Source organism: uncultured Methanobrevibacter sp., from assembly GCF_902769175.1.
Classification (GTDB): Archaea; Methanobacteriota; Methanobacteria; order Methanobacteriales; family Methanobacteriaceae; genus Methanobrevibacter.
Map to the genome: position 1 here is coordinate 36,138 of NZ_CACXNW010000023.1, position 26,705 is coordinate 62,842.

General features: G+C 30.0%; 26 protein-coding genes. 15 read left to right on the plus strand and 11 right to left on the minus strand.

Features of this window, described 5'->3' with window-relative positions:
- Positions 1-62: 62 nt before the first annotated feature.
- Positions 63-1,232: a hypothetical protein gene (locus tag QZV12_RS09070; protein WP_295620598.1), complete on the minus strand. Its 1,170-nt coding sequence runs from the start codon at positions 1,230-1,232 to the stop codon at positions 63-65.
- A gap of 466 nt (positions 1,233-1,698) precedes the next feature.
- Between QZV12_RS09070 and QZV12_RS09075 the strand changes: the two genes are divergently transcribed.
- Positions 1,699-1,998: a hypothetical protein gene (locus tag QZV12_RS09075; protein WP_295620601.1), complete on the plus strand. Its 300-nt coding sequence runs from the start codon at positions 1,699-1,701 to the stop codon at positions 1,996-1,998.
- Positions 1,999-2,066: 68 nt separating this feature from the next.
- A complete protein-coding gene (locus QZV12_RS09080; protein WP_295620604.1) occupies positions 2,067-2,207 on the plus strand; it encodes a hypothetical protein in 141 nt (46 codons plus the stop codon).
- A gap of 312 nt (positions 2,208-2,519) precedes the next feature.
- Here the strand turns inward: QZV12_RS09080 and QZV12_RS09085 are convergent, their stop codons facing one another.
- The 6 genes from QZV12_RS09085 to QZV12_RS09110 form a co-directional block, all read right to left on the minus strand.
- Positions 2,520-3,737 carry an MnmC family methyltransferase gene (locus QZV12_RS09085; RefSeq protein WP_295620606.1) on the minus strand — a complete coding sequence of 406 codons (1,218 nt, stop codon included), beginning with the start codon at positions 3,735-3,737 and terminating at the stop codon, positions 2,520-2,522.
- Positions 3,738-3,853: 116 nt separating this feature from the next.
- Positions 3,854-4,438: a radical SAM protein gene (locus tag QZV12_RS09090; RefSeq protein WP_295620608.1), complete on the minus strand. Its 585-nt coding sequence runs from the start codon at positions 4,436-4,438 to the stop codon at positions 3,854-3,856.
- Positions 4,407-4,628, minus strand: coding sequence for a 4Fe-4S cluster-binding domain-containing protein (locus QZV12_RS09095; RefSeq protein WP_295620611.1), 222 nt, complete (start codon positions 4,626-4,628; stop codon positions 4,407-4,409). The genes QZV12_RS09090 and QZV12_RS09095 overlap by 32 nt, the downstream gene beginning before the upstream one ends.
- A 46-nt stretch (positions 4,629-4,674) precedes the next feature.
- A complete protein-coding gene (locus tag QZV12_RS09100) occupies positions 4,675-6,792 on the minus strand; it encodes a pyruvate formate lyase family protein (RefSeq protein ID WP_295620615.1) in 2,118 nt (705 codons plus the stop codon).
- 87 nt (positions 6,793-6,879) lie between these two features.
- The gene (locus QZV12_RS09105) at positions 6,880-8,307 is read right to left on the minus strand and encodes a flippase (protein ID WP_295620618.1); all 1,428 of its coding nucleotides are present in this window, start codon (positions 8,305-8,307) and stop codon (positions 6,880-6,882) included.
- A 23-nt stretch (positions 8,308-8,330) separates the two neighbouring features.
- Positions 8,331-9,155 carry a DUF4422 domain-containing protein gene (locus QZV12_RS09110; RefSeq protein ID WP_295620621.1) on the minus strand — a complete coding sequence of 275 codons (825 nt, stop codon included), beginning with the start codon at positions 9,153-9,155 and terminating at the stop codon, positions 8,331-8,333.
- A gap of 219 nt (positions 9,156-9,374) precedes the next feature.
- On the opposite strand from QZV12_RS09110, the gene QZV12_RS09115 reads away from it, so the two are divergent.
- From QZV12_RS09115 to QZV12_RS09125, 3 genes are all read left to right on the plus strand, one after another.
- Positions 9,375-10,421 (plus strand): glycosyltransferase family 2 protein, encoded by a 1,047-nt coding sequence (locus tag QZV12_RS09115; RefSeq protein ID WP_295620625.1) that lies wholly within the window; start codon positions 9,375-9,377, stop codon positions 10,419-10,421.
- A gap of 171 nt (positions 10,422-10,592) precedes the next feature.
- Positions 10,593-11,096, plus strand: coding sequence for a hypothetical protein (locus tag QZV12_RS09120; protein ID WP_295620628.1), 504 nt, complete (start codon positions 10,593-10,595; stop codon positions 11,094-11,096).
- 24 nt (positions 11,097-11,120) lie between these two features.
- Positions 11,121-11,807, plus strand: a complete 687-nt coding sequence (locus tag QZV12_RS09125; RefSeq protein WP_295620632.1) for a hypothetical protein — start codon at positions 11,121-11,123, stop codon at positions 11,805-11,807.
- A gap of 9 nt (positions 11,808-11,816) precedes the next feature.
- Here QZV12_RS09125 and glf read toward each other — a convergent pair whose 3' ends face one another.
- A complete protein-coding gene (glf, locus tag QZV12_RS09130) occupies positions 11,817-12,914 on the minus strand; it encodes a UDP-galactopyranose mutase (RefSeq protein WP_295620635.1) in 1,098 nt (365 codons plus the stop codon).
- 207 nt (positions 12,915-13,121) lie between these two features.
- Between glf and QZV12_RS09135 the strand changes: the two genes are divergently transcribed.
- Genes QZV12_RS09135 through QZV12_RS09145 form a run of 3 tightly spaced genes read left to right on the plus strand, consistent with a single transcriptional unit; the run spans position 13,122 to position 15,207 of the window.
- On the plus strand, positions 13,122-14,186 hold the full coding sequence (locus QZV12_RS09135; protein WP_295620638.1) for an acyltransferase: 1,065 nt from the start codon (positions 13,122-13,124) through the stop codon (positions 14,184-14,186).
- 19 nt (positions 14,187-14,205) lie between these two features.
- Positions 14,206-15,033, plus strand: a complete 828-nt coding sequence (locus tag QZV12_RS09140) for a glycosyltransferase family A protein (protein ID WP_295620641.1) — start codon at positions 14,206-14,208, stop codon at positions 15,031-15,033.
- A 9-nt stretch (positions 15,034-15,042) separates the two neighbouring features.
- Complete coding sequence (locus QZV12_RS09145) at positions 15,043-15,207, plus strand: hypothetical protein (protein ID WP_295620644.1); 165 nt, start codon at positions 15,043-15,045, stop codon at positions 15,205-15,207.
- Between the two features lie 251 nt (positions 15,208-15,458).
- Here QZV12_RS09145 and glmS read toward each other — a convergent pair whose 3' ends face one another.
- Complete coding sequence (gene glmS / locus QZV12_RS09150; RefSeq protein WP_295620647.1) at positions 15,459-17,243, minus strand: glutamine--fructose-6-phosphate transaminase (isomerizing); 1,785 nt, start codon at positions 17,241-17,243, stop codon at positions 15,459-15,461.
- Positions 17,244-17,891: 648 nt separating this feature from the next.
- Positions 17,892-18,620 carry a hypothetical protein gene (locus tag QZV12_RS09155; protein ID WP_295620650.1) on the minus strand — a complete coding sequence of 243 codons (729 nt, stop codon included), beginning with the start codon at positions 18,618-18,620 and terminating at the stop codon, positions 17,892-17,894.
- Positions 18,621-19,128: 508 nt separating this feature from the next.
- On the opposite strand from QZV12_RS09155, the gene purC reads away from it, so the two are divergent.
- The 6 genes from purC (at position 19,129) to QZV12_RS09185 (ending at position 23,588) form a co-directional block, all read left to right on the plus strand.
- Positions 19,129-19,866, plus strand: a complete 738-nt coding sequence (gene purC, locus QZV12_RS09160; RefSeq protein WP_295620653.1) for a phosphoribosylaminoimidazolesuccinocarboxamide synthase — start codon at positions 19,129-19,131, stop codon at positions 19,864-19,866.
- Between the two features lie 166 nt (positions 19,867-20,032).
- A complete protein-coding gene (purS, locus tag QZV12_RS09165) occupies positions 20,033-20,308 on the plus strand; it encodes a phosphoribosylformylglycinamidine synthase subunit PurS (protein ID WP_295620656.1) in 276 nt (91 codons plus the stop codon).
- 61 nt (positions 20,309-20,369) lie between these two features.
- The gene (purQ, locus tag QZV12_RS09170) at positions 20,370-21,023 is read left to right on the plus strand and encodes a phosphoribosylformylglycinamidine synthase subunit PurQ (RefSeq protein ID WP_295620660.1); all 654 of its coding nucleotides are present in this window, start codon (positions 20,370-20,372) and stop codon (positions 21,021-21,023) included.
- Between the two features lie 83 nt (positions 21,024-21,106).
- Positions 21,107-21,820, plus strand: coding sequence for a uroporphyrinogen-III C-methyltransferase (gene cobA / locus QZV12_RS09175; protein ID WP_295620663.1), 714 nt, complete (start codon positions 21,107-21,109; stop codon positions 21,818-21,820).
- 166 nt (positions 21,821-21,986) lie between these two features.
- Complete coding sequence (locus QZV12_RS09180) at positions 21,987-22,637, plus strand: phosphatase PAP2 family protein (protein WP_295620666.1); 651 nt, start codon at positions 21,987-21,989, stop codon at positions 22,635-22,637.
- Positions 22,638-22,868: 231 nt separating this feature from the next.
- A complete protein-coding gene (locus QZV12_RS09185) occupies positions 22,869-23,588 on the plus strand; it encodes a DUF4013 domain-containing protein (protein WP_295620669.1) in 720 nt (239 codons plus the stop codon).
- Positions 23,589-24,053: 465 nt separating this feature from the next.
- On the opposite strand, the gene QZV12_RS09190 is transcribed toward QZV12_RS09185, so the two are convergent.
- Positions 24,054-25,565: a B12-binding domain-containing radical SAM protein gene (locus tag QZV12_RS09190; protein ID WP_295620672.1), complete on the minus strand. Its 1,512-nt coding sequence runs from the start codon at positions 25,563-25,565 to the stop codon at positions 24,054-24,056.
- A 322-nt stretch (positions 25,566-25,887) separates the two neighbouring features.
- Between QZV12_RS09190 and QZV12_RS09195 the strand changes: the two genes are divergently transcribed.
- On the plus strand, positions 25,888-26,664 hold the full coding sequence (locus tag QZV12_RS09195; RefSeq protein WP_295620675.1) for a uroporphyrinogen-III synthase: 777 nt from the start codon (positions 25,888-25,890) through the stop codon (positions 26,662-26,664).
- Positions 26,665-26,705: the final 41 nt, after the last annotated feature.

The window sequence follows — 26,705 nt, forward strand, 5'->3', positions numbered from 1 at the left end:
AAAAAAAAAAAAAAAAAAAAAAAAAAAAAAAAAAAAAGTAAAAGAAAAGAAATGGGATAAAGTTAAGCATTCAAAATATTGGTCTCCAAAACTGTATCATTATTAAATATACAATTTGTTGCATTACCCCATTGGATAGCACTTGCTCCCCAATCTGCTGCAATGTTATTGATAAACACACATCTTATGGCAGTGCCTTTAGCAAAAGCAGCACCAACATTTGCCTTATTTTCTATAAAGGTACAATCTTCAGCAACAAGTGGTGCATCTTCAGTATCCATTCCACCACCAGACATTGGAGCGTAATTTCTAATGAAAGTACAGTTTTTAGCATATCCTCCTAACATTGCACCTCCCCAGTTTCCAGAGAGGTTTTCTTCAAATATGCAATTTACCACAGTACAATTGGCTACAGCTCCACCTTTAGCTGCACCATTTTTTCTGAAAATGCAGCCTATAGCAGTGCCGTTAAACATAGCCCCACCTTTAGAAAATACGGACTCATAATTATCAGCATTATTGTCTTCAAAGGTACAGTTTATTGCACATCCGCCATACATAGCGCCACCTAATCCCTTATATCCAAAATCATTATTATTAAAGGTACAGTTTATAGCTGTGCAGTTACCAAATATAGCTGCACCACCTATATCTCTGGTCCATCCATTGATAAGGTTGAGATTTTTAATGACAACATCAATGTCATTACGAACTATCTTAAAAATTCTTGAATATCCTCTTGCATCTATAGTATGGCCATTGCCTTCAATGATTATGTTATGGTCAATTAGGATACCATCTTCAAAATCAGAATCACAGTCAGAATAATAAGCATAATCATCATATAAATTAAGTATAGTATATGTACCAATATTTTGATTTAAAACTTTAAAAGCATAAGGCTGTGATGCAGATAACTTTTTAGAGGAAGTGGATTTCCTGCTTACAGGAGCAGATACCACATTGTCACCAGTGTCATCAGCAGCTAAATTCCCTGCATCAATTTCACCAATAGCTACATCAGCAGTTGCTTGATCAAGATTATCAATACCAAGCACTTCATCATCATTAGTTTGACCAAGATTCTCAATACCAAGCACTTCATCACTATTAGCTTGATCAATATTCTCAATTCCAATTACTTCATCAGCCATATCACTAGCAGCAACAGTTGAAACGCTAATCAAACTGACTGAAATCAATAGCAAAAATATAAAAAAGATTTTTCTCATTTTATTACATCCCCATTTAACTAAATAAAGTTTTCAATAAAATTATTATGAAAAAGGCATTATATAAATATTATCGAGTGCAAGTACTTGCTTACACCTTAAATTAAAAATAAAGATTAAAAACAAGAGTAAATAAAAAATAAAAAATAGATATTAGTTATTTAATAATTAAACAAGCATAAATAGCAACAAAATATTTTTTGCTTAAATTTCTAAAAATCATTAAATAGTTAAAACTGTTAAAAAACTTAGATAATGAAAAAAATAAATATTTGTCCTTATTTTCTTATTATTCCAATAGAAATATCATTATTGATGAATTTAAAGTGCAAGTAAGCACTTGCACTCAAAAATCTTTATAAGTCATCTATTAAAGATAGATAAATAAGAATAAAATATAAGTCCAAAATATCAAGATAAAAAAAGAATTATACTTTATTCTTTAAAAAATTGAGGATGAATAAAAATGAAAAAACTATTAAGGATAGCAATGGCATTATTTATTTTAATTGTAGGCATTAGTTGTGCTACTGCAATTCACTTAGATATGGAAAAGAATACTAAGGTTATTGATATCGACCATGTAATAAAAACAGGTGGAAAAGTAATCACTAATAACAAACCAAATCACAGAAAACAATTAGGTGGAATTATAATATTTGAACAAGGAAGATTATGTGAAGACCCTAAAGATCACGAACCAAGAGGTGACGGCATTTCAAAAGAAATCGAAGAATTATATAAAAAAAGGGTCACAGAATCATAAATGAGACAACTTTAACAAGAGAATATCTTGAACCTATCCAATTCAGTCCATCTAATATCTCAGCGAAAATGGAAGGAGGCAAACTTTACGAGAAAGTTAATGGCACACTTAAGGAAATAGGTCCACGTAAAAAAGGAGATGCAATCTTTAGTCAAGTAAGCAATTCAAGCTCACTTGAGAACTTAATCCATAATATCCAAATGATTTAGATTTTCCATTAACTCATTTTGATTCACCTATCAACCCAAGTCCTGAAGTACTTCAATAAATTTATTATAGTTTAGATATTTAATCTAAACTTCTATTTTTTATTTTTTTTAATTTTTGATTTTTTTCTTATTTTGCTATTTTTATGATTTTTATTTAATTTAACTGATTAAGACGTTTTTTTTACTGATTCAACTATTTTTTCAATTTCTATTTGCTTTAACAGTAGCTTATTTTGCTGATTCAACTATTTTTTAAAAATAAATTTTATCCCATTTTTTAAAGTTGAAAATTAGTTGTAGGACAATTAAACACTAAAAATCAGCCTTATTGTTTTTAACTTCATCCAAACGTTTAATCATTTCCAATACACGTGTTCTGGTATTGTTGTCTTCAAAATACTCTTCATCATAATCATTCATAGGCTCTACAATATAAAAAGCCTCTTTTGATAGGACACCAGGAATATTCATCTTGGCAAGGTTTCTCTCTACCCTTCTTTTCAATGGCTCATCATCCATTTCCTGACCTAAGAATATAGGAGTCTTTACTGCAGATGATATTTTAGTGTTATGACGAGCCTTATGTCTCTCTTCTGTTCTATTGTCAAGAATCTCTTGAGAGGACAAGTCAAGATTAGGATCCCTGAATGGAATTCCCACATCAGATAATGCCATCTTAATCTCATCATTTTTCACCAATGATTTGGTCAGATTTTCAAGACTTGGTGATGCCAAGGTACCACCTTGAAATCGTCCAAAGATTGGACCTAAGGATACATAAAAATCCGCTTCAATAAATGCCATTCTCACTGGCGCGGATGAAGTATATGTGGCGACTATTCCATTATCTTTAATGACCCTTCTAAATTGTTTAAAAAACTCAAGGCTAACCAGCTCAGGCGACATATTTTGACTAAAAGGATCCAAAAATATGGCATCATAAGTATTGTCAGGAAGATTTTGTATGACTTTCCTTGCATCATCAATATGAATCTTCAAGTCAATGTTTTCTGGAATTTCAGTTTTCTCCAGTTCCAAAGAAGCATAATCAGCATCCAACAGTGCTTTTTCAATTGCCTTTTTAGTGATGTCATGAGCTTCTATAGGAGAAGGAACCATAAGACCTGCTGCAAGGGTTGGCTTAGATATTTCAAGCATGTCGATATGGAGATTTTTATTGCTGTTTTTTAAGAAATCGTCAATAGCTGCTGATGAATTGTATCCAAGTCCTGCACAGATGTCTAAAATAGCTATGTCCTCATCATAATTAAGCTTCAATGGCTTTATGAACTTTTCAAAGGATTCGCTTATAGCTCCAGTTGAAGTGTGCAATGTTTCTACCTTATGGTTTATTTCCTTTGACTTGATGCTGTATGACCCATCATCTATCTTGACAAAGTATTCATTATGTTCAGTAAAAATAGAATTTCTATACTTTGAATCCTTGTACTCTCTTTCATTGTCAAATGCTTCATTGATCAAATTATATATGGTATCATCAATTACTGTAGACTCTTCAACATAACTCATTTAATCACTTTAAATAGTTTTAAAAATTAGTAAAAAATAATTAATACATTCTTATATTAGTTAAATTATTATTTAAATTTTAATAAAAATGAAAAAAATAAGAATAAAATAAAAAATCATAAGCTAATAATCTCAACATTGGAATTGATTTTCTTAATTTCATCATAAACTTCATTAAGCAAATCATCACTAATCTCTGAAAATTGCTTAAATTCCTTATTTAATGATTCATATTTGCTTTTAGCCAAATTATGAGTTTTAAAAATCTCCACTTTATAATCAAAGTATTTTTCAATAAGATTTAAAATAAGATTTACATTATTTTCTTTTAATGTATATTCATTATTTAAAGGAATTCTAAAAGTAATGTTCTCCTTTTTAATATTGGAATTATCTATCAATTTTAAATTTTCAAAATATACTTCAACATCCAGATTTAAAACTTCTTTTGCATTATCATTATCTAAAAGCTTAATATCAATAAACAATTCATCAATGTAATCAATTGCCATTTCCAAAAGGTCTGGGGGAACAGACAATGAAGTTTCAAAACAAATATTGATTCCTTTATCTTTTAAATTATTTAAAAGTGGATCTAATGACTTTATTTGAAGAAGAGGTTCCCCTCCAGAGAATGTTACTCCTCCTTTGCCATCATCATAATAAATCTCATCCTTTAGGATTTCCCTTTTCCAAATCATCTAATGAAATATCATAGCCAAAGAAGTCATTTTCATCATCATGATTATATTCCTCTATTTTAAAATCAATATTTTCAGGATTACAGCACCATGGACAAGTCAAATTGCATCCCTTTAAAAAAACGGTAGTCCTAATACCTGGACAATCATGCAATGAAAAATGCTGAATATTTGTTATTCTAACTGTCATGATATCACTGGAAAATAATAAAAAAAGGAATTAAAAAAAGAATAATTTAAATAGCTACCTTAGATTCATTTTTTAAAGCCCTTTGGATTAATACATCCTTATAAGACTCTGGCAAGTCATTAAAGTAAGCGCTGAATCCCCATACTCTTACAATCAAATTAGGATGGGCTTCAGGATTTTCCTTTGCTTCAATTAAAGTTTTGCTGCTTACAACATTCATTTGCATTTGGAAATAGCCTAATTTTGCACTGATTTCCAAAAAGTCAGCAAACTTATCAAAATTGTTTTCTATAAAGCTTGGAGATGCCATAAAGTCAACTACATTCCCATTGAATTTAGCTCCTCCAAAGTCAATTTTAGATGCAAATCTCATAAGCTCAGTATAGCTTTTCACTGAATCGGATGAAATGTGAGTAGAGAAAGGTTCTCCTGCTTTTCTGCCATCAAATGAAGCGGAAATCTCTTCACCAGCACTAATGTATGAAGGTGCGCTTAATCCAAATTTGATCTTACCGCCAAACTTATTGGTATAATCCTTTAGGCAATCCTCCAAATAATTGATTATTTCATTAGTCAAGCTAACTATTTCCTCATCATCCATACCGAATTGAGGTTTCATATTCTTTAAATCATTATAGGCATCCTGATACTTGTCTTTCTTAAAGTTATTTTTTCTCATATTATTCAATTCAGTCAAACTGTATTTCCTTTGCCTAAACACCAATTCATTAAGATTGTATAAACTATTTACAGTATTTGCAAGGGCTACAGTAGTGATTCCATAATGATTATACTTAGCTCCCCCTTGAGAAATATCCAAATTCCTTTCATTGCAGTCATCAATGAATAATGATAATAGAGGGTCTGTATTCCATTCAATATTATCAAGGAAAACTATTATTTCATCCGCCTCCTTTTTAAGATGATATTTATATGAATTGAATAATTCATCAAAAGTGAGTATATTATCTAAAAACTGGTCTGTTTCATTGTCAAACAACTCATTTAGAGGCTTTAGGAATGAAATGAAATTGATATTGTTCTGTTCAAAACCCTTTCCTACAGCACTTGGCTCCCAACATGCAGATACAACATAATTATTTGCATCCTGCTTATCATATCCAAATTCAATCATTTTTGGAATGATGACTTCATCATTAGAGAGCAATGGACTGCCTACACCAGTATTCATGGTTTTAAGGGCAAGTTCCATCAAGTCACGAGGAGTTTCATTGCTGACTCTAAGCAAAACTTTTGGATCAGGCAATTGCAATTCATATATTGCTTGAATAAACATGTAAGTCAAATCATTATATGAATAGTATTCACCATATTCATCATCATATTTTCCACCGAGAACAATCACTTGTCCAGTATCTCCCATTAAAGCGGCACTTTTATACCAATAATAAGAGTGCAAGGTTTTTAAGAAGGATTTCACCAAATGATATGCCTCTTTTTGTGAAATGACACCACTATTTAAATCATCAAAATAGTAATCTTCAAGAATCTTATCCAAACGACCTAAACCATTTAATTCATGACCTGTTTGCCATAAAATCTGATTATAGAAAAGTATTCTTTGCAAAGCCTCTTCAAAGTGTTCTGCAGGTCTGTCAATCATATTTTCAAAGTAGCAGGCATATTTTGCCCTTTCATTATGATTTGACCGTTTAAGTTTTTTTACAATATCATAAATGAATAGTTCGATGCCGTCAAGAGTGTCTAACTGGTTTTTAATAAAATCAGAACTTAAGTCACGAGCAAAACCACGACCTGCCTTAGGATAGAAGTACAATTCATTATAATAATCAATGGAATTCTCAAGAACCTTAGAATATTCTATAGAGATATTATCAATAATGTGGCCATCTTCAGACAAGTTTTTGAATTCATCCAAAAAGAATACGAATCCCTCTTCAGGAATATCAATGTCAACTTTCCGCAAGAGGTTTTTAATCTGGGTTCCCTTATTGAATTTAGAGCTGGTTACATAGAACTTATGCATATTTTTAGCCAAATAACTGCTGGCTTTCTCTTTAGTACCAAATTTTCTTGTTAATTTACGCATAGTGAAAGCTAAAATTATGGATCTTTTACCTAAAGCATTATCCTGTGCCTTGTGATAAGTCTTTTTTGCCAATCTCTTAAATAATGGATTCATAATTTAGCCCCTAAATTCTAAATTTAAAAAAAAGAATGAAATCATAAATAAAGTAATAAGTTTTAATATAAAAATTTATTATTCTTATTATCTATTTAGTAATTCATTAATAATATATTTATCAGTATCATCAACTGTATGAGTGATAAACAAAGATACAATATATACAACTAATCCAATAGGAATAGCCAACCATAATGACACATCTATTAAGGAAAGGACAATAGCTAAAATAATGCCGCAAATGACTAATTTAACAATTGTTTTCAATAAAGACCTGTTTGGTCTGTAATCTGTTTTGGAAATTGAATGCATCATAAGGATGAAAATCAATATTTCACTAAGCACAGTTGTAATTGCTGCACCATTATATGATAAAACAGGAATCATCAAATAATTCAAAGCAATGTTGAAAATAGCTGCAATCACATAAATTTTAGTTACAGATACTTCTTTTCCAATTGAATTTAGCAAGGATGTTGCTACACCATTGATAAATAGGAAAACAACTGTCCAAATAAGAATTTGCATAGCTGGTGAAGCTAATGCATATTGGCTGCTGTAAATTAAATTGATTATATAATCGGAATATAGGAAGACTCCAATGCTTAAAGGAAGCAATATCAATAGGGAATACTTAAAGGATTGTTCAAAGCTGACCTTTAAAAGATTGGTGTCCTCTGCATAAAGCTTACTCATTAATGGGAAAATCACATATTGATAAATCACATAAAATGCTGCAAAGACAGAGACTATCTTATATGCAGAGTTATATAATCCTGTAGCATAATCTCCTGCAATCATCTGTATCATGACAATATCGATGGAGAAATAGACGGTGTAGAAAAAGATACTTAAGCCAAAAGGAATTGACTTTTTAGCAGTATCAATCCAAAATGGAATGTCCAATTCAAATTTTGGAACTCCATAATGCTTAATGATTTCATAAGTCATAATAATCAAATAAACTAAATAAGCAAGTGTGTAAGACATTGCAATTGCCTTTAATCCTAAATCAAAATATATTGTTATGAATGTGAATACAAGAAGAAGCAAGCTTGCAATCATATCTCCAATAGAATTGATTCTAACGTCTTCATGTGCTTGAAATACTCCCGCCATGAATTTAATCATGCAAATGAAAATGGTTTCAATTGAGATGATTAAGGAAACTTCAATGGTTAACTTATCATATCCCATTAAAATCAGAATTAAAGCAGTTACAATAAACAATAAGACTGATAAAACTATCTTAAAGGGAATTACATTATTTATTAACTTATTAGTTAGGGATTTTTCCTTGGAGATTTCACGTGTGGCAAAAGTGCTCATACCAATATCTGTACCCATACCTAAAAGAACAGTAAATGAAATGGCAAAGGATAAGATACCGTAATCATTTACTCCAAGGTAACGTGCAATAGCTATTGTCCATAGGAATGCACATAAATTAACTATTACCTGAGATATTGTTACCCAACTAACATTTTTAAATAAAGTTTTTACATCAGCCATATTAACACTTTTAATAAGATAAACTAGTAAAATAAATCATGAATTTTCTTTTCAACTGATTTTCCAATTGATTTCTTAAAGAAATTGAAGTATAGGAATTGATATCCTTTTCTTAAGACCACATTATCTGATAAGGCCATTCTAAACCTTAAGTCATTTCCCAAATAGTAAATAGGGACTTCTTTTATATTTAATTTGTTATATTCAATCCAAACATTGAAAATAGCTTCTGAAATAAGTCCAAATACACGAGGATATTCATCGACATTTATTCTGTTTTCAACTTCTTCAAGGATTGGAAATACCCATTCGCAGTATGGATCAATTATTTCCTTCCTTGCTATAAACATATTGTAGTTGGAAAAGCTGGATTGGTTCAGCATTTTTTCAAAGGTCTCCAAATATTCTGGAGAGAGCTCCTTTAATACATCTCTTGTGATTTCTAAAGCCTTAAATAAATAATGCCCTTCGTAAGTTTCCCAATAGGAACCTTTTATTAAATCAGACTTTTTAGGCAAAATAATATCATGATTAGACAAATAATCCAATATTTCATCAGATTCCATTAATTTACCATTTTTTCCTTTAAAATAACGACGATAATGACATAAACCGATTATATCCGCATTGGAACCTTTCCACATCCAATACAATCCTGTTAATTCACAATAATCCTTATTTTTAGATGATATGTTATCTTCAATGCTATCATCACTTGCAAATCCGAAATTCTCCTTTCCATTTCTGCCTACAAATAAAGGAGTGTAAATATCATCATTTCTGATTTCACGAATAGCCTCTTCACTGTGTGAAATAACATATAACTGAATCTTTTCTGAACTTGACATAATTTTAACCTAAAATTTAGAATTTTTTATTTTTAATAAGAAAATTTATCGAATATCAATAAAATATATTTAATTTATATTATTTAAAATATTATTTAAATTTTTTAAATATCCCATTAGTTAAACTTATAAAGTAAAATTTAAAAAAATAAAATACAATTAGAATTTAAGACTGAATTTATTATATTTTATAAAGTTTAATTAGGGAAAGATGATAAAATGACTTATAAATTAACTGTAATTGTACCAACATATAATGCTGAAAATTATATATTAGAAGCAGTTAATTCTATAAAGGAACAAAGTCTTGGATTTGAAAACATTGAGCTTATTTTAGTGGATGACAATTCAAATGACAATACTAAATCCATTTTAAATGAATTATCAGAAAAATATGAAAATATAAAATCTATTTTTTTAGAAGGAAACAGCTGCACTGCAAGCCAACCAAGAAATGTTGGAATTGAAAATGCCACATCAGAATACATCATGTTTTTAGACAATGACGACATCTATTATCCAACAATGTGTGAAGAGATGCACAAAACAATAAATGACAATGATATAGATGTTGTTTCATGCAGATATGATATAAACACTAAAATACCTAACTCATTTTTAGATGATTTCAATCCAGAAAAATACGAGTTCAAAGGAAAATACGATAAAGAAAAAGACATAATCCATTTAGATTCTATTGAGGATTTCCCAAATATCATGACCTTAGGACATCCTACAATGATTTGGACCAAGATCTTTAGAAAATCAATGATTTTAGAAAACAGTATCAATTTTCCAAAGGGAGACCTTTACGAAGATGTTTACTTCTGCACTGCATCATACTTGAAAGCTAAAGGAATCATAATCCTAAATGGCTTTTTAGGATACGGATATCAGCTTAGAACAGAAGGGGAAGACAAGTCTACTTGCCAAATATTCTCCAAATCCATGCTTCAAAAGCAATTAAGAGGATTTTTAAAAATAATGGATCTATTGAAAAGTGAAACAAAATACGATACATTAAAATCCGAATTGATTATAGACATGACTAAAATCTACATGTATGCAGATATTGAAAAGGATTGTCAAAATAAGTTCTTAAACATTATGAAACCTTATTATAAAGATTATAAAATTGGAACAAGAGTAAATACAGCAAGCTTTGCTTTTAATTTAGTGATAAACATCTTTATAAAAATATTTTCACTAAACAATTCATTAGCTATTTTTATTAAAAATCTGTTTTTAAGAATAAAAAATAGATAAATTTTAAATGGATAAAAGTTTACTATATTAAACTATATTTAATAAAAACCATTATTTTTAACAATTCAATTATAATATTGCTTTAATTTAGTAAAAAAGTATTTTTAAAAAGGATATACTTAAATATGAGAACCATTAAACTTATTTTTATGAAAACTTTAGAGGTGAAACATGAAATATGGGTTCCCACCATCAAATAATATTCTTGAAAATCAACAGACATATTCAAATTTCATAAATCTTTTTAATGAATTGAATGAAAAAATATTGAAAAGCATTGAAAAAATAACATCCAAAAATGAAAATCTGCTCAATAAATTAATTATTGAACTAAAGGAATCTTTTGAATCCCTATCAAATATTTTAAGGGAAATGAAACTTTATAAAGATGAATACTACGATTTTTTCTCTATCAAAAGAATGGCATTTTATATTTTGGATAATAAAGAATTACTGAATCAACTTCCATCCATTAAAACATTGATGAATTTATTTTACAATTTAATTCAGATGAAAACCAAATTAGATGAAGAGAATTATTTAAATGAGCATAAAGAATTTAACATGAAATTAGTTTCCTATGAACAGTACTTTTATACAAAAATATGCAAGCAAAGTGAAAATTATGATGAGGATACATTATCCAAAATTACAAATACCTTTATAAAATTATAAAATTATTCAAAAAGGAGCAAATATATGAAAAGTTTTATTGATACGAATATCTTAATTGCATATATCTTCCATATTGATTCACTACATTATAAAGCAAATCAAGTATTTGAAGAATATCAAACTATCATATATTCTCAAAAAGTCAAATTAGAAGCAGATTTTGTTTTTACTAAAAAAAGAAAAATCCTGCAGGAATTTTTTGAAAATTTATTAATGGAAACTTATAATAAAAATGCCAATTTATCATCCTTAAAAGATTTAAAGAAATTAATTTCCAACAAAAAATTTAACAAAATGATAAAGGGTGAGATTAAAAGTTCTTTAGAACCCTTTTGGGTAAGATATGTGAAAGAACAATTTCCAAAAAACGAAATAATACAACAAGCGATTTTCAATTGTTTAAACAATTTGGACATTTATTCTTTTAATAGGAAGGAGCAAATTGAAAAAAGAATAAAAATTACTGAAAGAAGAATGAAACCATATGCCAAATTACATAAAAAATTAAAAGAAATGGATGTACATCATCCAGATGACAAAATAATTTTGGACGCTCATGACCATAATTTAAGAATAAATGATAAATTAGATTTTATTACATTTGATAATGGCTTTTACAATAGAATACTTAAAATAAAAGAATTTTCATTTCATGACATTAAAGGAAAAAATGATTTTTATACAAGTTATAGAATAAAAAATAAAAATTAGAAAAATAATTTACTCAATTCCATCTACCAGTTTCAAAGCTTCTTCAATCACCTTCCACATATCAAAGTATTGATACATTCCAAGCCTTCCACCAAAGATAACATTATCTTCCTTATCTGCCAATTCCTTATACTTGGCAAAGAGTTCACTATTCCTTTCATCATTCATAGGATAATAGGCTTCTTCTCCTTTTTCCCATGCTTTAGGATATTCCCTTGTAATGACTGTCTTTTCAGATTCAGCATTCTCAAAATGCTTATGCTCAATGATTCTTGTGAAAGGAGTTTCCCTATCAGTGTAATTGATAACTGCATTTCCCTGATAGTTTTCCATATCAAGTGTTTCAAACTCAAAATCAAGGCCTCTGTATTCAAGCTCTCCAAAGCAATAATCATAATACTGGTCAATCATTCCAGTAAATATGACTTTATCAGCTATTTTTAACCAGTTTTCCTTATCATCAAAGAAATCTGTATTCAACCTTACTTCAACACCTTCAAGCATCTTTTCAATGATTTTAGTGTATCCGCCAATTGGAATTCCTTGATATAAGTCATTAAAGTAATTATTATCAAATGTAAACCTTACAGGAAGCCTTTTTATAATAAAAGCCGGAAGATCCTTACAATCCCTTCCCCATTGCTTTTCAGTATATCCCTTAACAAGCTTTTCATAAATGTCTTTTCCAACAAGGGAAATAGCTTGCTCTTCAATGTTTGATGGATTTTCAATATTTGCTTCTCTTTTTTGCTCTTCAATCTTTACCTTAGCTTCCTCAGGAGTCTTCACTTTCCACATCTGATAGAAAGTGTTCATATTGAAAGGAAGGTTGTATAATTCACCATTATAATTTGCAACAGGTGAATTTGTGTAACGGTTAAAGTCAGCAAATTGATTGATGTAATTCCAAATCTCTTTATTATCTGTATGGAATATATGAGCACCATATTTATGCACATTTATACCAAATTCCTCTTTGGTATAAACATTTCCACCAACATGAGCTCTTTTTTCAATGACTAAACATTTCTTTCCTTTTTTAGACATTTCATATGCAAAAACGGAACCGAATAAACCGGAACCAACAATTAAATAATCATATTCCATAAAAACACCATAAAAAATTAAAAATAAAATAGTTTTTTGATTATTAATAATATTTGTCATTATCTTATAAATAACTTTAATAGATAAAGTATGCACTACTAAAAAATCAAAAAAGAAAATTAAATTCATCACTATGTAAATAAAAACTAAAAAAATATTAAATATCTTTATTAATACGAACAAAAAGATATAATCATAAGTGATATAATGAGCATAAGTCCCAAGCGAATATTGTATCTAGATGAAGTCCGTTCACTTGCCATAATACTTGTTGTTATAGGACACGTAAGTAGACTATTTTCATATGACTTCTACAGCTGGCTTTTCTGCAGTGGAGTTTTCTCACTTACACGAATAGGTGTTCCTCTCTTTTTTACAGTTAGCGGATCCCTTCTTTTGACAAGGAAATATGAAGTGAAGAAATTTCTTGAAAAGCGTTTCAAGCGTGTGTTTTTGCCATTCTTATTTTGGATTATAGTCTACATAATCGCAGGGATACTCATTTGGCATTATCAGCCTACAATAACTTATTTTATAGACACTGCATTTGGTGTACAGGATTATTCAAGACCATTCTGGTTTATCTGGTCACTCATTGGAGTTTATCTTCTTATTCCAGTAGTAGGCAGCTTCATTCGTGAAGAGGGAATAAAAGGAGCAGAATACTTGATCTTGATTACATTCATCCTATCCATACTATATACAGTTGGATTTTCCGACTATCCTCAAATGAAATACAACTTTAGGGTTATCTTCAACTTCTTCCCCGTTCTTGGATACTTCATTATGGGGTCATACATTCACAACAAGCAGTTCAAGTACTCTGACAAGAAGATGTTTGCTATCGAATGCATTGTATTCCTCATAGGAATAGCTGGCCACTTTACAAAGATATACCTAAAGGGACTTGGAGGAACTGCCCTTATGCCAATAGACTTCTTTGACATATTTGTAATTCTCGAAACCATAGGGCTCTTTACAGCATTCAAGTATGCAAGCACCAAATGGATTAAGAAAGATGCAAGAATGATAAGGGAAACTAAATTGGGAGAGGCAATAGTATTGTTTTCATCATGCAGTTTTGGAATCTACTTCTCACATTATATCCTGCTTCAATATTTAACAACCAGAGGATTCCTGGCTCCAAAAGTAAAGACAAATGCTTACCTTTGGCTTCCTGTAAGTTCAGTAATCATAATCGGATTAAGCTGGCTGCTGATATTTGTAATGAGCAAAATTCCCCTTCTTGAAATTGGAAGCGGAAGAAAATAAACCATAGGCAGGTGGAATAATGTACAAGATAACAGTCGTATGCCCAGTTTATAATCAGGAAAAATACTTATCCAGAACCATTGAATCTATCTTAAATCAAACCATAGGATTTGAAAACACTGAATTGATAATGGTGGATGACTGTTCTACTGACTCTTCCTGTGAGATTATAGGGGAATATGCCAAAAAGCATGAAAACATCTTATTGTTTGAAAGTGAAGAGAATCATGGAAATCCAGGATTTGGAAGAAACCTTGGCATTGAAAAATCAAATGCAGAATATATAATGTTTATCGACGGTGATGATGAATATGAAATGGATTTCTGCGAAACCATGTATAATCTAATTGATTGTGAAGATTTAGACATGGTTTGTGCAAATGCCATCATCATCCATAATGAACATGTTAAGAAAATACCAGTTTTTGATGATATTGAGGATGCCGATTCAATAGAAGGCAATAAAAAGTATATCCATTCGAATAAATTCCCATACTCAATAAGCCAGGAAATCTGGAGTAAGATCTTTAGGAAATCAATTATAAAGGACAATGATTTGAAATTTTTAGAGGATCAAATTGGAGAGGATTCCATTTTCACATATGAATACTCATATTATGCAAACAAAATTGCATTTATAGATTATTACGGTTATAAATGGCATAGGCATGATGGAAGCTATTCAGATTACTCTCCAAAATCAACTTATGGGCTTTTGGGGTCATATTATAAGGTACATGATTTGATAGAAAACCTTTATGGAGATGTTGATTGGAATAGGGTTTTTAAAGTTTCAATCCAATGGATGGTTTATAGAATCATGTTTTCATATGAAAACATAAACTAATTAGATGACATGGTCAAAAAATTGTATGAATTTGAAAAAAGGATAAATTTTAATAGCGAACTGGATTATATAGAGGCAAATAAAATTAATGAATACATTTTGAAAAAGCAATTCCTTATTGCAAAAGGCCTTATAATATTCTATAAAAGAAGAATTGATATAGAATCAGTTTAATTAGTTGCAATCATCCTAAAAATAGGCATATGGCTAAAAAATCATTGCAAAAGGCCTTAAAATATATAAAAAAAGAATTAAAATAAAGTAAAAATAAATAAAATAATTTAATTACACTCTTTTTAGTGAAAAAAAAACATTAATCCAAGTGCTTAACCCCTAAACAACCCATGAAAACAATTTTGGTCAAGGTTTTGCGTTGCCGAAGGCAACGGAAAAGCTTGGGGGAAAAGCTTGGAGTGAAAGCTTGGCTATTCAACAGTTACACACTTAGCTAAATTCTTAGGCTTATCAGGGTCCAATTTTCTAATTACAGATACATGATAGCTTAACAATTGAAAAGGAACTATGTAAACAAGTGGGGATAATATATCATCAACTTCTGGATTGATTAAAAATACATTATCAGATTCAGACACCAAGTCTTCATCACCAATAGCACCAATACCTAATATATCAGCGCCTCTTGCCTTAACTTCCTGCAAATTGCTCATAATCTTCTTATGGTCTTGACCTGGAGGTGCAACTACAACTACTGGAATGTTCTTGTCAATCAATGCAATAGGACCATGCTTAAGCTCACCTGCAGCATATCCTTCAGCATGGATATAAGAGATTTCCTTTAGTTTCAATGCTCCTTCCAATGCTATAGGGTAAGAGAATCCTCTGCCGATAAAGAATGCATCCTTATCCCTTTTGTAAAGGCGAGAGATTTCACGAATGATTCCTTGCTTCTTAAGAACTTCATCAATGTAATCAGGAACCTTATCCAATCTTTTAAGCAATTCTTGGTCATCTGCAAGGAGTGCAGAGAATAGGTAAATGGCAATCAATTGACTTACATATGTTTTAGTAGCTGCAACACCTATTTCAGGACCTGCTTGGGTTTGGATTACATAATCTGCCCTTCTTGTAGCTGAACTTCCCCTTACATTTACAATAGCTAATGTCTTGGAAGTTTCGTTAGCAGCATCCAATGCCTTTAAGGTGTCTGCAGTTTCACCGGATTGTGAAATGAATATAACCAATGTCTGGTCATTCAATGCCTTAGCGGAATACTTGAACTCAGAAGCAAGCAATACTTCAGTAGGCATTCTCACCAATGATTCAATCAGGTATTTTCCAGTCAATGACGCATGGTAAGATGTTCCGCATGCAACGAAAACAACCCTATTGATTGTTCCCTTGACCTCATCAACAATAGCTTTGATCTTATTCTTTTCAGCTAAAGTGTTTCTGATTGCAACATCCTGTTCATTGATTTCCTTAATCATGAAATGATCGTATCCTTCCTTTTCAGCCATTTCAGGAGACCAATCCAATACGTCAATCTCCTTTTTCATGTCATTGCCATCTGCATCCTTAAATGTCACTCCATTTTCAGTGAGGATGACTATTTCATCCTTTTCAAGGTATGCAATGTTATTTGTGTATTTCAATATAGCTGGAAAGTCAGAAGCAACAAAGTATTCATTTTCACCAATTCCTACAATCAAAGGACTGTCCTTACGGGTAGCTACAACCTTATTAGGTTCATCTACACAGATTGCTGCAATTGCATAGGCACCGTCAATAACACCTATGACTTTGCGAACTGCATTTTCCAAATCAAATCCTTCCTTCATGAATTGGTCAATCAAGTGTGGAATCACTTCTGTATCAGTGTCTGATTTGAATTCATATCCTTCAGCAATCAATTCTTCCTTAATTGCCAAATAGTTTTCAATGATACCATTGTGAACAACAGCAATTGTTCCTGCAGAATTGAGATGAGGGTGTGCATTTTCCTTGCTTGGATCTCCATGGGTTGCCCATCTTACATGTGCAATTCCAAAATTACCTGGCATTTCAGCAAAGTGCAACTTGTCGTCGACTTCCTTGATTTTTCCAGAATCCTTTTTAAGGTTAATCTTTCCATCATAAGCAGTAGCAAGACCAATAGAATCGTATCCACGATATTCCAATTTGGAAATGGAATCCAAAAGAATTGGCGCTACATTAGCATTTTTCAATACACAACCAACAATTCCACACATAATATCACCAAACAAATCTAATGAATTATTCAATAAACATGAAAGTTTTATTTAAGTTATTATTTAAAGTTCTATTCTAATTAGTATAATTAAATTTAACTTCTTAATTAAATAATTAAAAATCAAAATTCAAATAAAAAGCTCTTAATTAAATAATTAAAAATCAAAATTCAAATAAAAAGCTCTTAATTAAATAATTAAAAATCAAATTTCAATTGAAAAGTTCTTATTTTAATAATTATAAATCCTATATCATTTATTTTATATAAACTTTTATAAGTTTAATATAATATTATATTTTTATAAAACCAATTAATTAAATATTTCTAAAAAATCAAGGATTAACAAATAAGAAATCCCTTAATTAAAATTTTCTAAAAAATCAAAGCTTAAAAAATAAGAAATCCCTTAATTAAAATTTTCTAAAAAATCAAAGCTTAAAAAACTTAAAAAATAAGAAATCACTTAACCAGGAAAAATGAAAAAAGTAGATAAAAAAAGGAAAAAACTAATAAAAAACAACTAAAAAATAATGAAAAAATTGTTAGAAATTATACAAAAATCATTAAAAAAAATGCGAATATTAAATTGATTAAGTATTAAAAAAATTAAAAAAAAGGCAATAAAAGTATTAAAAAGAATTAAAACCTAGTTTGAAAAGTCAAAATCGGCATTAAGTGATTTTTCATCTTCTTCAACTAATTTCCTTGCTTCTTCAGTCAATTCAATCCATTCCCAGCCCCTATCTAAAACCTTAGATTTAAGTGTACTTATATGAACTGAACTAATGAAATTCAACTTGCCATTTTCCTTAAAGGAATAAGCCCAAGTATAACCTTGCTTTGTCTTGATTTTACGTTTAGTAACTCTAAAGAAACCTGTCTTATTTTCTCTATTAAGAGAGGATTCATCATAAGTTTCCTTATACTTCAAAACCAATTCACTGGCATCATCAGTGAATTCCATCCAATCCATGCCTTTGTCCAAGACAATGACCTTTAACTTGTATAAATTTACAGAAACAATTCTTCTTAATTTGCCGCCTTCATAATATTGATAGGACCAATAATCGTTTCCATTTCTTTTATTTTCAACAAAACTAACCCTATAAATTCCAGAAGTACTTTTAAACCTTGAAAAGTCAAGCTGGTTTTTACCTCTTAATTTATTGTATTGGCGAACCTTGATTTCCTCATCAGTATAAACTTGATGAATGATATTGCTAACATAAATCTTGCTTCTGCCAATGTCATTTGCAATCTCCAGCATTGTTTTGCCAGAATCATAAGATGAAATAACATATTGGGTTATTTCCTCTTTAGACATTGAATCTGTAGAATTAGAGTTATCAAAATGATTTTTAGAATCATTTTTCATAAAAACAATCCTCAGTATTTCTAAACTCAACTTGTATTTTTTTAGAAAAATCCCCATTTTTCTATTAATAATATATTTACCTATAAGTATATATTATTTTCTTCATATGTTCTTTAGTAGAATAAAGAACAAGTTATAAAAAATGAAAAAATTCAAAAATAATCAATTGACAATAGAAATCATATCAAGTTCGATTGAATAAAAACATTTTGAAAAATCACAAACTATCATAAAAAATGAAAAGAGAAATCACAAAATCAAACCAAAAATAAACATGATAAAAAAATCAAAAAAGCATATTAAATAAACAGTACCATTTAATAAGAAGCACAAGAAAACACAACCAAAAACAAAAATAAAAATAATAAAAAAACAATAAAAGCAAATAAAATTAAATTAGATTTATTAATGATAATAGATATAAATTTAATTATTATAATTATATAAAATTTATAGAAATTATTATAATTTCAATATGTTTTAAAAAATTGTAAAAATGATGATTAAAATGGATTCAAAAAATTTACTTTACGAAGGAAAAGCTAAAAGCGTTTTCCAAGGTGAAAACCCAGACGAAGTCATTATTGATTTTAGAGACGATATGACTGCTGGAGATGGTGCTAGAAACGAAAGCATGGGACAAAAAGGTTACCTCAATTCAATTATCTGTGCAAAGATTTTTGAAATCCTTGAAAGCGAAGGAATAGAGACCCAACTTATTGAATTATGCGAACCTTGCATTATGAAAGCTAAAAAATTGGAAATGATTCCAATAGAAGTTATTGTAAGAAACATAGCAACAGGAAGCATTATCAGAAAATTCCCATTCGAAGATAAGGCTCCATTCAATCCACCACTTATACAAATGGACTTTAAGGATGACGAATACCATGATCCAATGTTAAATGATGCAATAGCTATTGCACTTGGAATAGCAACAAAAGAGGAATTAGACAAATTAAGAGAGCTTGCTCTTAAAGTAAATGATGCTATGAGCAAAATGTTTAAAGACATTGGAATCATTCTCGTTGACTTTAAAATCGAATTCGGTAAAGACAATGATGGAAACATAATCTTAGGTGATGAAATCAGTCCAGACAGCTGCAGATTATGGGATGCAGAAACCCTTGATATGCTTGATAAGGAACTTTTCAGACAAGGAAAGGATGATCAGGTCATTGATGCATATGAAGAAGTTTTCAACAGACTTATAACCGAAGAAGACAAAGCAAAATGGAACTTATAGATTATTCGTTTATTATGAGTCCCATATCATAAAAAGAAGATAAATTATTCTTATTAATTATGAAAAATTTAATCATAAGGAAAAGAATATAAATTATGCTTATTTAATTAATTTAAAAAAAATAATAAAATAAAAACAATACAAATTCTAATTTAGGTGATTAAAAATGATGTATGACATTGAAGTTAAAGTCTCCTTAAAACCAGGAATGTTAAATCCAGAAGCAACTACCATTCAAAGATCTCTTGCTCTTTTAGGATACGAAGTAAAAGGAACCAAAACAAAAGAAATAATTACTTTTGTAATGGAAGGAGAATCTGAAGATGAGGTAAGAGAAAAAGTAGATGACATGTGTCAAAAATTATTATGTAATCCAATTATCCACAATTACACAACCAATATTATAAAAATGGATTTAAGCTGTGGATGCGGTTGTGAATAGATAAATTTACTTGAAAGTCAATTTAACTAATGAATTTAATAAATTATGCAAAAGTGATAAAATGGCAATTGGAATTATAAGATTCCCTGGAACTAACTGTGACCGCGATGTTTACAAAGCAATTGAACTTGCTGGCGGAGAAGCAGAATTTATCTGGTGGAATAATGAAGACTTAACTGATTATGATGGAATTGTTATACCTGGCGGATTTTCCTATGGAGATTACTTGCGTGCAGGAGCAATAGCTTCAAACACCCCTGTTGTTGAAGGTGTAAAAGCTCTTGTAAAAGAGGAAAAGCCAGTTCTTGGAATATGTAATGGAGCACAAATCCTTGGAGAAATCAGACTTGTTCCAGGATTGTTCATTACCAATGAAGTACCTAAATTCAATTGTGAATGGTCTAAATTAAAAGTGTCCAACAATAAAACACCATTTACCAAAAACTTTGAAAAAGGCCAAATTATCGATATACCAATAGCTCATGCTGAAGGCAGATTCTATACACAAAACATTGATTTGCTAAAGGACCAAGACCAAATCGTTCTTCAATTTGCAGAAAAGAACCCTAACGGTTCTATGGAAGACATTACTGGTGTTTGTGATGAGTCTGGACTTGTTGTTGCAATGATGCCACACCCAGAAAGAGCTACTACAAAATTATTAGGTTCAGACAATGGTCTTGAATTCTTTAAAGGTATGTTAGATAGTATCTAAACTATCTAAAAACCTTAAATTTTAATTTAATACAAAAACAATCCATTTTAATAAAAATATAAAATTTTCAAAGGAAAGATAACATGCCAGTATATTTAATAGGTGCAGGTCCTGGAGACCCTGATTTAATTACTTTAAAAGCTGTAAAAGCATTAAATAAAGCAGATGTTGTTTTATATGATTATCTTGCAAATGAAGAAATACTAAAGCATGCTCCAGAAGATGCTAAACGCATTTATGTTGGAAAGAAAGCTGGAGAACATTATAAGACACAAGATGAAATCAATCAATTGATCATTGATGAAGCTAAAGAGCATGAAAATGTTATAAGGCTAAAAGGTGGAGACCCATTCGTATTTGGCAGAGGTGGAGAAGAGCTATTGGCACTTGCAAAGGAAAACATAGACTTTGAAGTCATTCCAGGAGTCACCTCAGCTATAGGAGCACCTACAAGCATGGCATTTCCTATAACCCATAGGGCAGTAGCTACCTCATTTACTGTTGTAACAGGTCATGAAGATCCTACCAAAAAGGACAAGCAGGTTAAATGGGACTACACTGCAGACACTTTAATAATCCTTATGGGAATTGGAAACATTAAGGAAAACACTGAAGAGATCATGAAATACAGAGACCCTGATACTCCTGCATGTGCTATTGAAAGCGGAACACTTCCTAATGAAAGGGTTGTCTTTGGAACCCTTGGAACAATAGCGGACAAGGAAATAAATACACCCGCAATACTTGTTATTGGTGATGTAATCAATGTCTTTAAGGAAATCAAAGGAATTGAATAATTCCTTTTCACTCTTTTTTTTAAAATAAAATTTACAGACAAAATAAAACCTGAAAAAAAAATCAAAATAAACACGAAATTAAAAAATGAGCAAAAAACTGTTTTTAAAAAATAAAATTTACAGACTAGATAAAATCTTCATTCACTAATAACACGGACTTGATAAAATGAGTCAAATAACAGTTTTTAAAAATTTCATAAACAATTTAGATAAGAAAACAATTAGCATAATCGCATTAACAATCCTAGTCATCATATGGATATTTTTAATCAAGACCCATCTAATCGATGGATTCGATAGTTCAATTTACAATATGATTGCCCCATATATAAATGACAATTTAACAAGCATATTCAAATCATTAACATTTTTTGGAGGAGGTCTTTTCACTAGTGCATTTTGCATATTGGCTTTAATCATATCATTTATCCTAAAAAAGAGAAATATTGGACTTTTCATTTTTTGCAGCGGACTGATCAATAAAATCATAACTGACATCATAAAAATAATCGTTCAAAGGCCAAGACCAGAAATACTCCGATTGGTACATGAAACTTCCTATTCATTCCCAAGTGGCCACACAGGAGCATCAGTTACATTAAGTGGAGCACTCATATTCCTAATTTTAAAAAGCAATTTGAATAGAAACATAAAGATCATTCTAACAATTCCTCTTGCAATATTGCCTATTCTAATTGCTATAAGTCGTGTCTATCTGGGAGTTCACTATTCAAGTGATGTTATAGGAGCTGCCATGATTGCAACAATATTACTTTTAATTGAAATTAGTATTATTGAGAAAAAAGGATTAATTTAATTATTTTTACCTTAACTAGTGAAAAAATAATTTTTTAGAAAACATAACTCAAATATTAATGATTTAATACAAATTAAAAATAAATTCAATTTAAAATCTAAAATAAAGAAAAAATAAACAAAAAAATTAAAAACTTTTCAATACATTTAAATAATATTAAAAATAAATTTAATAATAACTCAAATATACTTTAGTGTGTATGAGTGAAATTTAAAAATGAGGTGTTTAATTATGGAAATCGGTGAAATTATAGGTGACGCTATTCGTTACCCATTAAATCACACAAAATCTTTATTAATATATTTAGTACTTTACTTTATTATGGCAGTAGTCATAATATTTACTGGCGTAGGATTAGTTGCTGGTCAACAAGCTAACAACCTATTCTCCAGTGGTGTAATTGGAATTGTAGGATTACTTCTCGTATTAATTATTTCTTTCTTAATTAACGGATACGGATTGGATATTGTAAAATTCGGTATCAACAGAAGTGAAGATGCTCCTGAAATTGATATAGCAAAACAAGTTATTAATGGTATCAAACTTACTATTGTAGCTTTCATATACTTTATCATCCCATTAATCATTTATGGAATACTCTCTAACATAAATCAAACTTTAGGTTTAATTATTGGTTTGATCTGTTTCATCATCTTTGGATTTGCTCTTATAATGGGTGAATGCAGATTAGCAAACACCGAATCAATAGGTGCAGCTTTAAATATGCCAGAAGCACTTAAAGACCTTCAAGCTGTAGGTATTGTAAAAACCTTAGCAATAATCGTTATCATACTTGTTGTTGCAATTATCTTAAACTGGATTGGCGGATTATTTGCTAATATGGGTGACATTGGTTCATTTATTTCAGCAATCTTAAGTGCAATTATCGGAGCATACACATTCTTCTTAGGTAACAGAGCTGCTGGTTTATTATACTCTGACATTGCATAATATTTAAAAAAAAAAACTTACTAAATACATCAAATATTGAGAGTTGATTCTCTTGATATTTGCTTTTTTTCTTTTTTTAAAAAACTTAAAACACTATTTTTATAAATTTTAAAGCTATTTTTAAAGTAATAATTAATGTCTGATTTTAATAAAAATTTATTTTTTTTAAAAAAATTAATTATCCCTTATTTTAAAAAAAAAGGCTTTGTTGAAATCCTATAAATTTATATAAAAATTTTTAAAAATTACTGTTAAAAAGATTTAAAATAAAATTTTAAAAAAGGTTTTCAACAGACCCCAAAAAAAACTTATTTTATCCTATTTAAAAAAAACTTATATTGTCTTGATGTTAAAAAAAAAGAACTATAGCAATTAATCTATGATAAAAAAGATAGAAAAAAAGAAGTTATATTTTTAGATAAATAGAAAATAGAAAAATAAAAAATTAAAAGAATAAAAAAAAAACTAATCTAAATTATCAGATCCACTTAAAGCTTTTTTTACCCTAAATGTAATGTATTGAGTTCCTCCACGCATTACACGCTTAAACTCTACCCAATCAAGATTTGCCAGGAAAGTCTTCACAATATATGCAAAGGAGAAATAATACTTGCTCATCAAATTGTCTCTCAACTTTTCTATTTCCTTATGGTCTGCATAAGGATAGTCTACAAGACAATTCAAGTATCCATCATCATTAAGCCATTTGGAATAGTCTTCTGTAATCAGATATCCATTTTCCTTAGCCCAATCATAAAATCCAGTTCCTGGGAAAGGTACAGCTTGCTGGAAGAAACACATATCTGGATAAACGGATTGTGCAAACTTATAGGTTTCATCGATTGTTTCAAGGCTGTCTCCAGTAAGGCCAATCATAAAGCATCCAAAGACCTTAATGTCTAGTTTCCTTGCATTTTCTGCAAATGCCTTTGACTGTTCAAGGGTTATTCCCTTTTTGATTTCATTTAAGACATCCTGATTTCCAGACTCATAACCGCAAACAAGCAATCTGCAACCTGCATCCTTCATCTTCTTCATGGTTTCAAAGGTCAAGTCAACCCTTGTATTGCAGGACCAAATTGGCTTCAATCCCCTTTTGATGATTTCATCACAAAACTCAATCACCCTTTGCTGATTGACTGTAAATGTATCGTCTTCAATAAAGATTTCCTTGATTTCCGGAAGCTCATTTAGAATATATTCAAACTCATCTGCCAAATCACTTACAGACCTTGTCCTGTATATCCTGCCTCCCATTGTAGATGGATAGCTGCAGAAATTGCATTGGTTCGGACATCCTCTTGAGGATACAATTTGAATCATTGGCTTTTGAGCAAATGCATAAGCATAATCATCAAAGTTCAAATACTTCTGATAAACCTTAGAAACATAAGGAAGGCTATCCAAATCCTCTAAAGGCTCTCTATCTTCAGTATGTCTCACTTCAAATGGAATGGATTCATCAATCAAATTAACATCCAAGCTTGCAATGTCATTGCCATCAGAGTCAACCCTATAGGAAACTCCATTAACTACTGATGCATCACCAGAAGATATCAGGTCTCCAACTGTATAGTCATATTCCTGACGAAGAATATAATCGATACCTAAACATTCATTAAGAACTGCTTCAGGCAAAATGGTTGCATGAGTTCCTCCAATAAGTATCTTTGCTTTAGGATAAGCTTTTTTGATTGAATTGATAACCTTATAATCATAACTGCAAGTAGAGGTTGTTATTTCAGCAATTATATAATCAGGTTCATAGCGTTTAACCTCTTCAATTGTATCTTCAGTAGTGTATGCCTTTGTAATGCAATCAACAAGCTTACACTCAAATCCTTCCTTTTCACATACTCCAACACAGTATGCCAACCAGTAAGGATAATACAAAGTACCTGATTTTGTCTTTTCAGGCCATCTGCTTGCTCTGCTTATATTGAATTCATATGGTAAGTTCAAGAATAAAATTTTCATTATATCACGAATAATTATAATTTAGTTAAATAGATAAAATTTATACATATTTTTATACATATATAATTTTAGATATAAGTATTATATAAATTTAAATAAGTAATAAAGGAATTTTTAATGAAAATATAGGAATTTTTTCAAAAAATTCCAAAAAGGAAATAATAAAAATAAATTACAAAAAATAATTACAAAAAATTACAAAAAGGAAAAAATAAAAATAAAATTACTAAAATAGTTATAGAGGATATTGAAATAAATATCCTAAAAAACAATAAATAATTTCAAGAACAAAACATTAATCATTATCTTAAGATGTGGAAATATGGTAAAGAGAATAGCTGTTACAAGACCTGAAGAAAGATCTAAAGCTGCAAAGGAATTCATAGAAAACTATGGAGGAGAAGCGGTTATAGTGCCAACATTGGAATTGAGATTGGAAAATACGGATTCATTAAAGGAATTGATGAATAGATTCGGAGAATTGGACTGGTTAATCTTCACATCAGTCAGTTCAATAGATTCCATTTTCAAGTTTTATCCAGACTTTGTCGAAAGCCTGAATTCAGATTGCAAAATTGCAACTATAGGTACAAAAACTGCAGAAGTTGCTATGAATAAAGGACTCCATATAGATATCATACCAAAAGATTATACTGCTGAAGGACTCATTGAAGAATTTGAAAAGTTCGACTTAAATAATAAAATTATTGGAGTTCCTCGTACATTTTCTGCAAGGACTATTTTACCTAAATCACTTGAAGAGATGGGGGCTGAAGTCATATTGGCAGAAAGCTATAAGTCAGTCATTCCAGAAGACACAAAGGATATTGAAAACCTAATCAAAGAGATTATAGATGAAAAGATAGATGGAATAACATTTACAAGCCCACTTACTGTAGTGAACATATTCAAAATAGCTAAGGATGATGAAAAGGATCAATTGATTGAAAAGCTCTCCAACTCCACCCTTACAGTAGCTATTGGACCAATTACAGGAAATATACTTGATGAATACAATGTAAGGCATATTTATCCTGAAAGATATACAGTTAAAGACATGATTGACTTGATGTTTAGGGAATTGAACAATCAAAACTAAAAAAACAAACATTTTCACAATATTAAAGATTAAAAAAACAT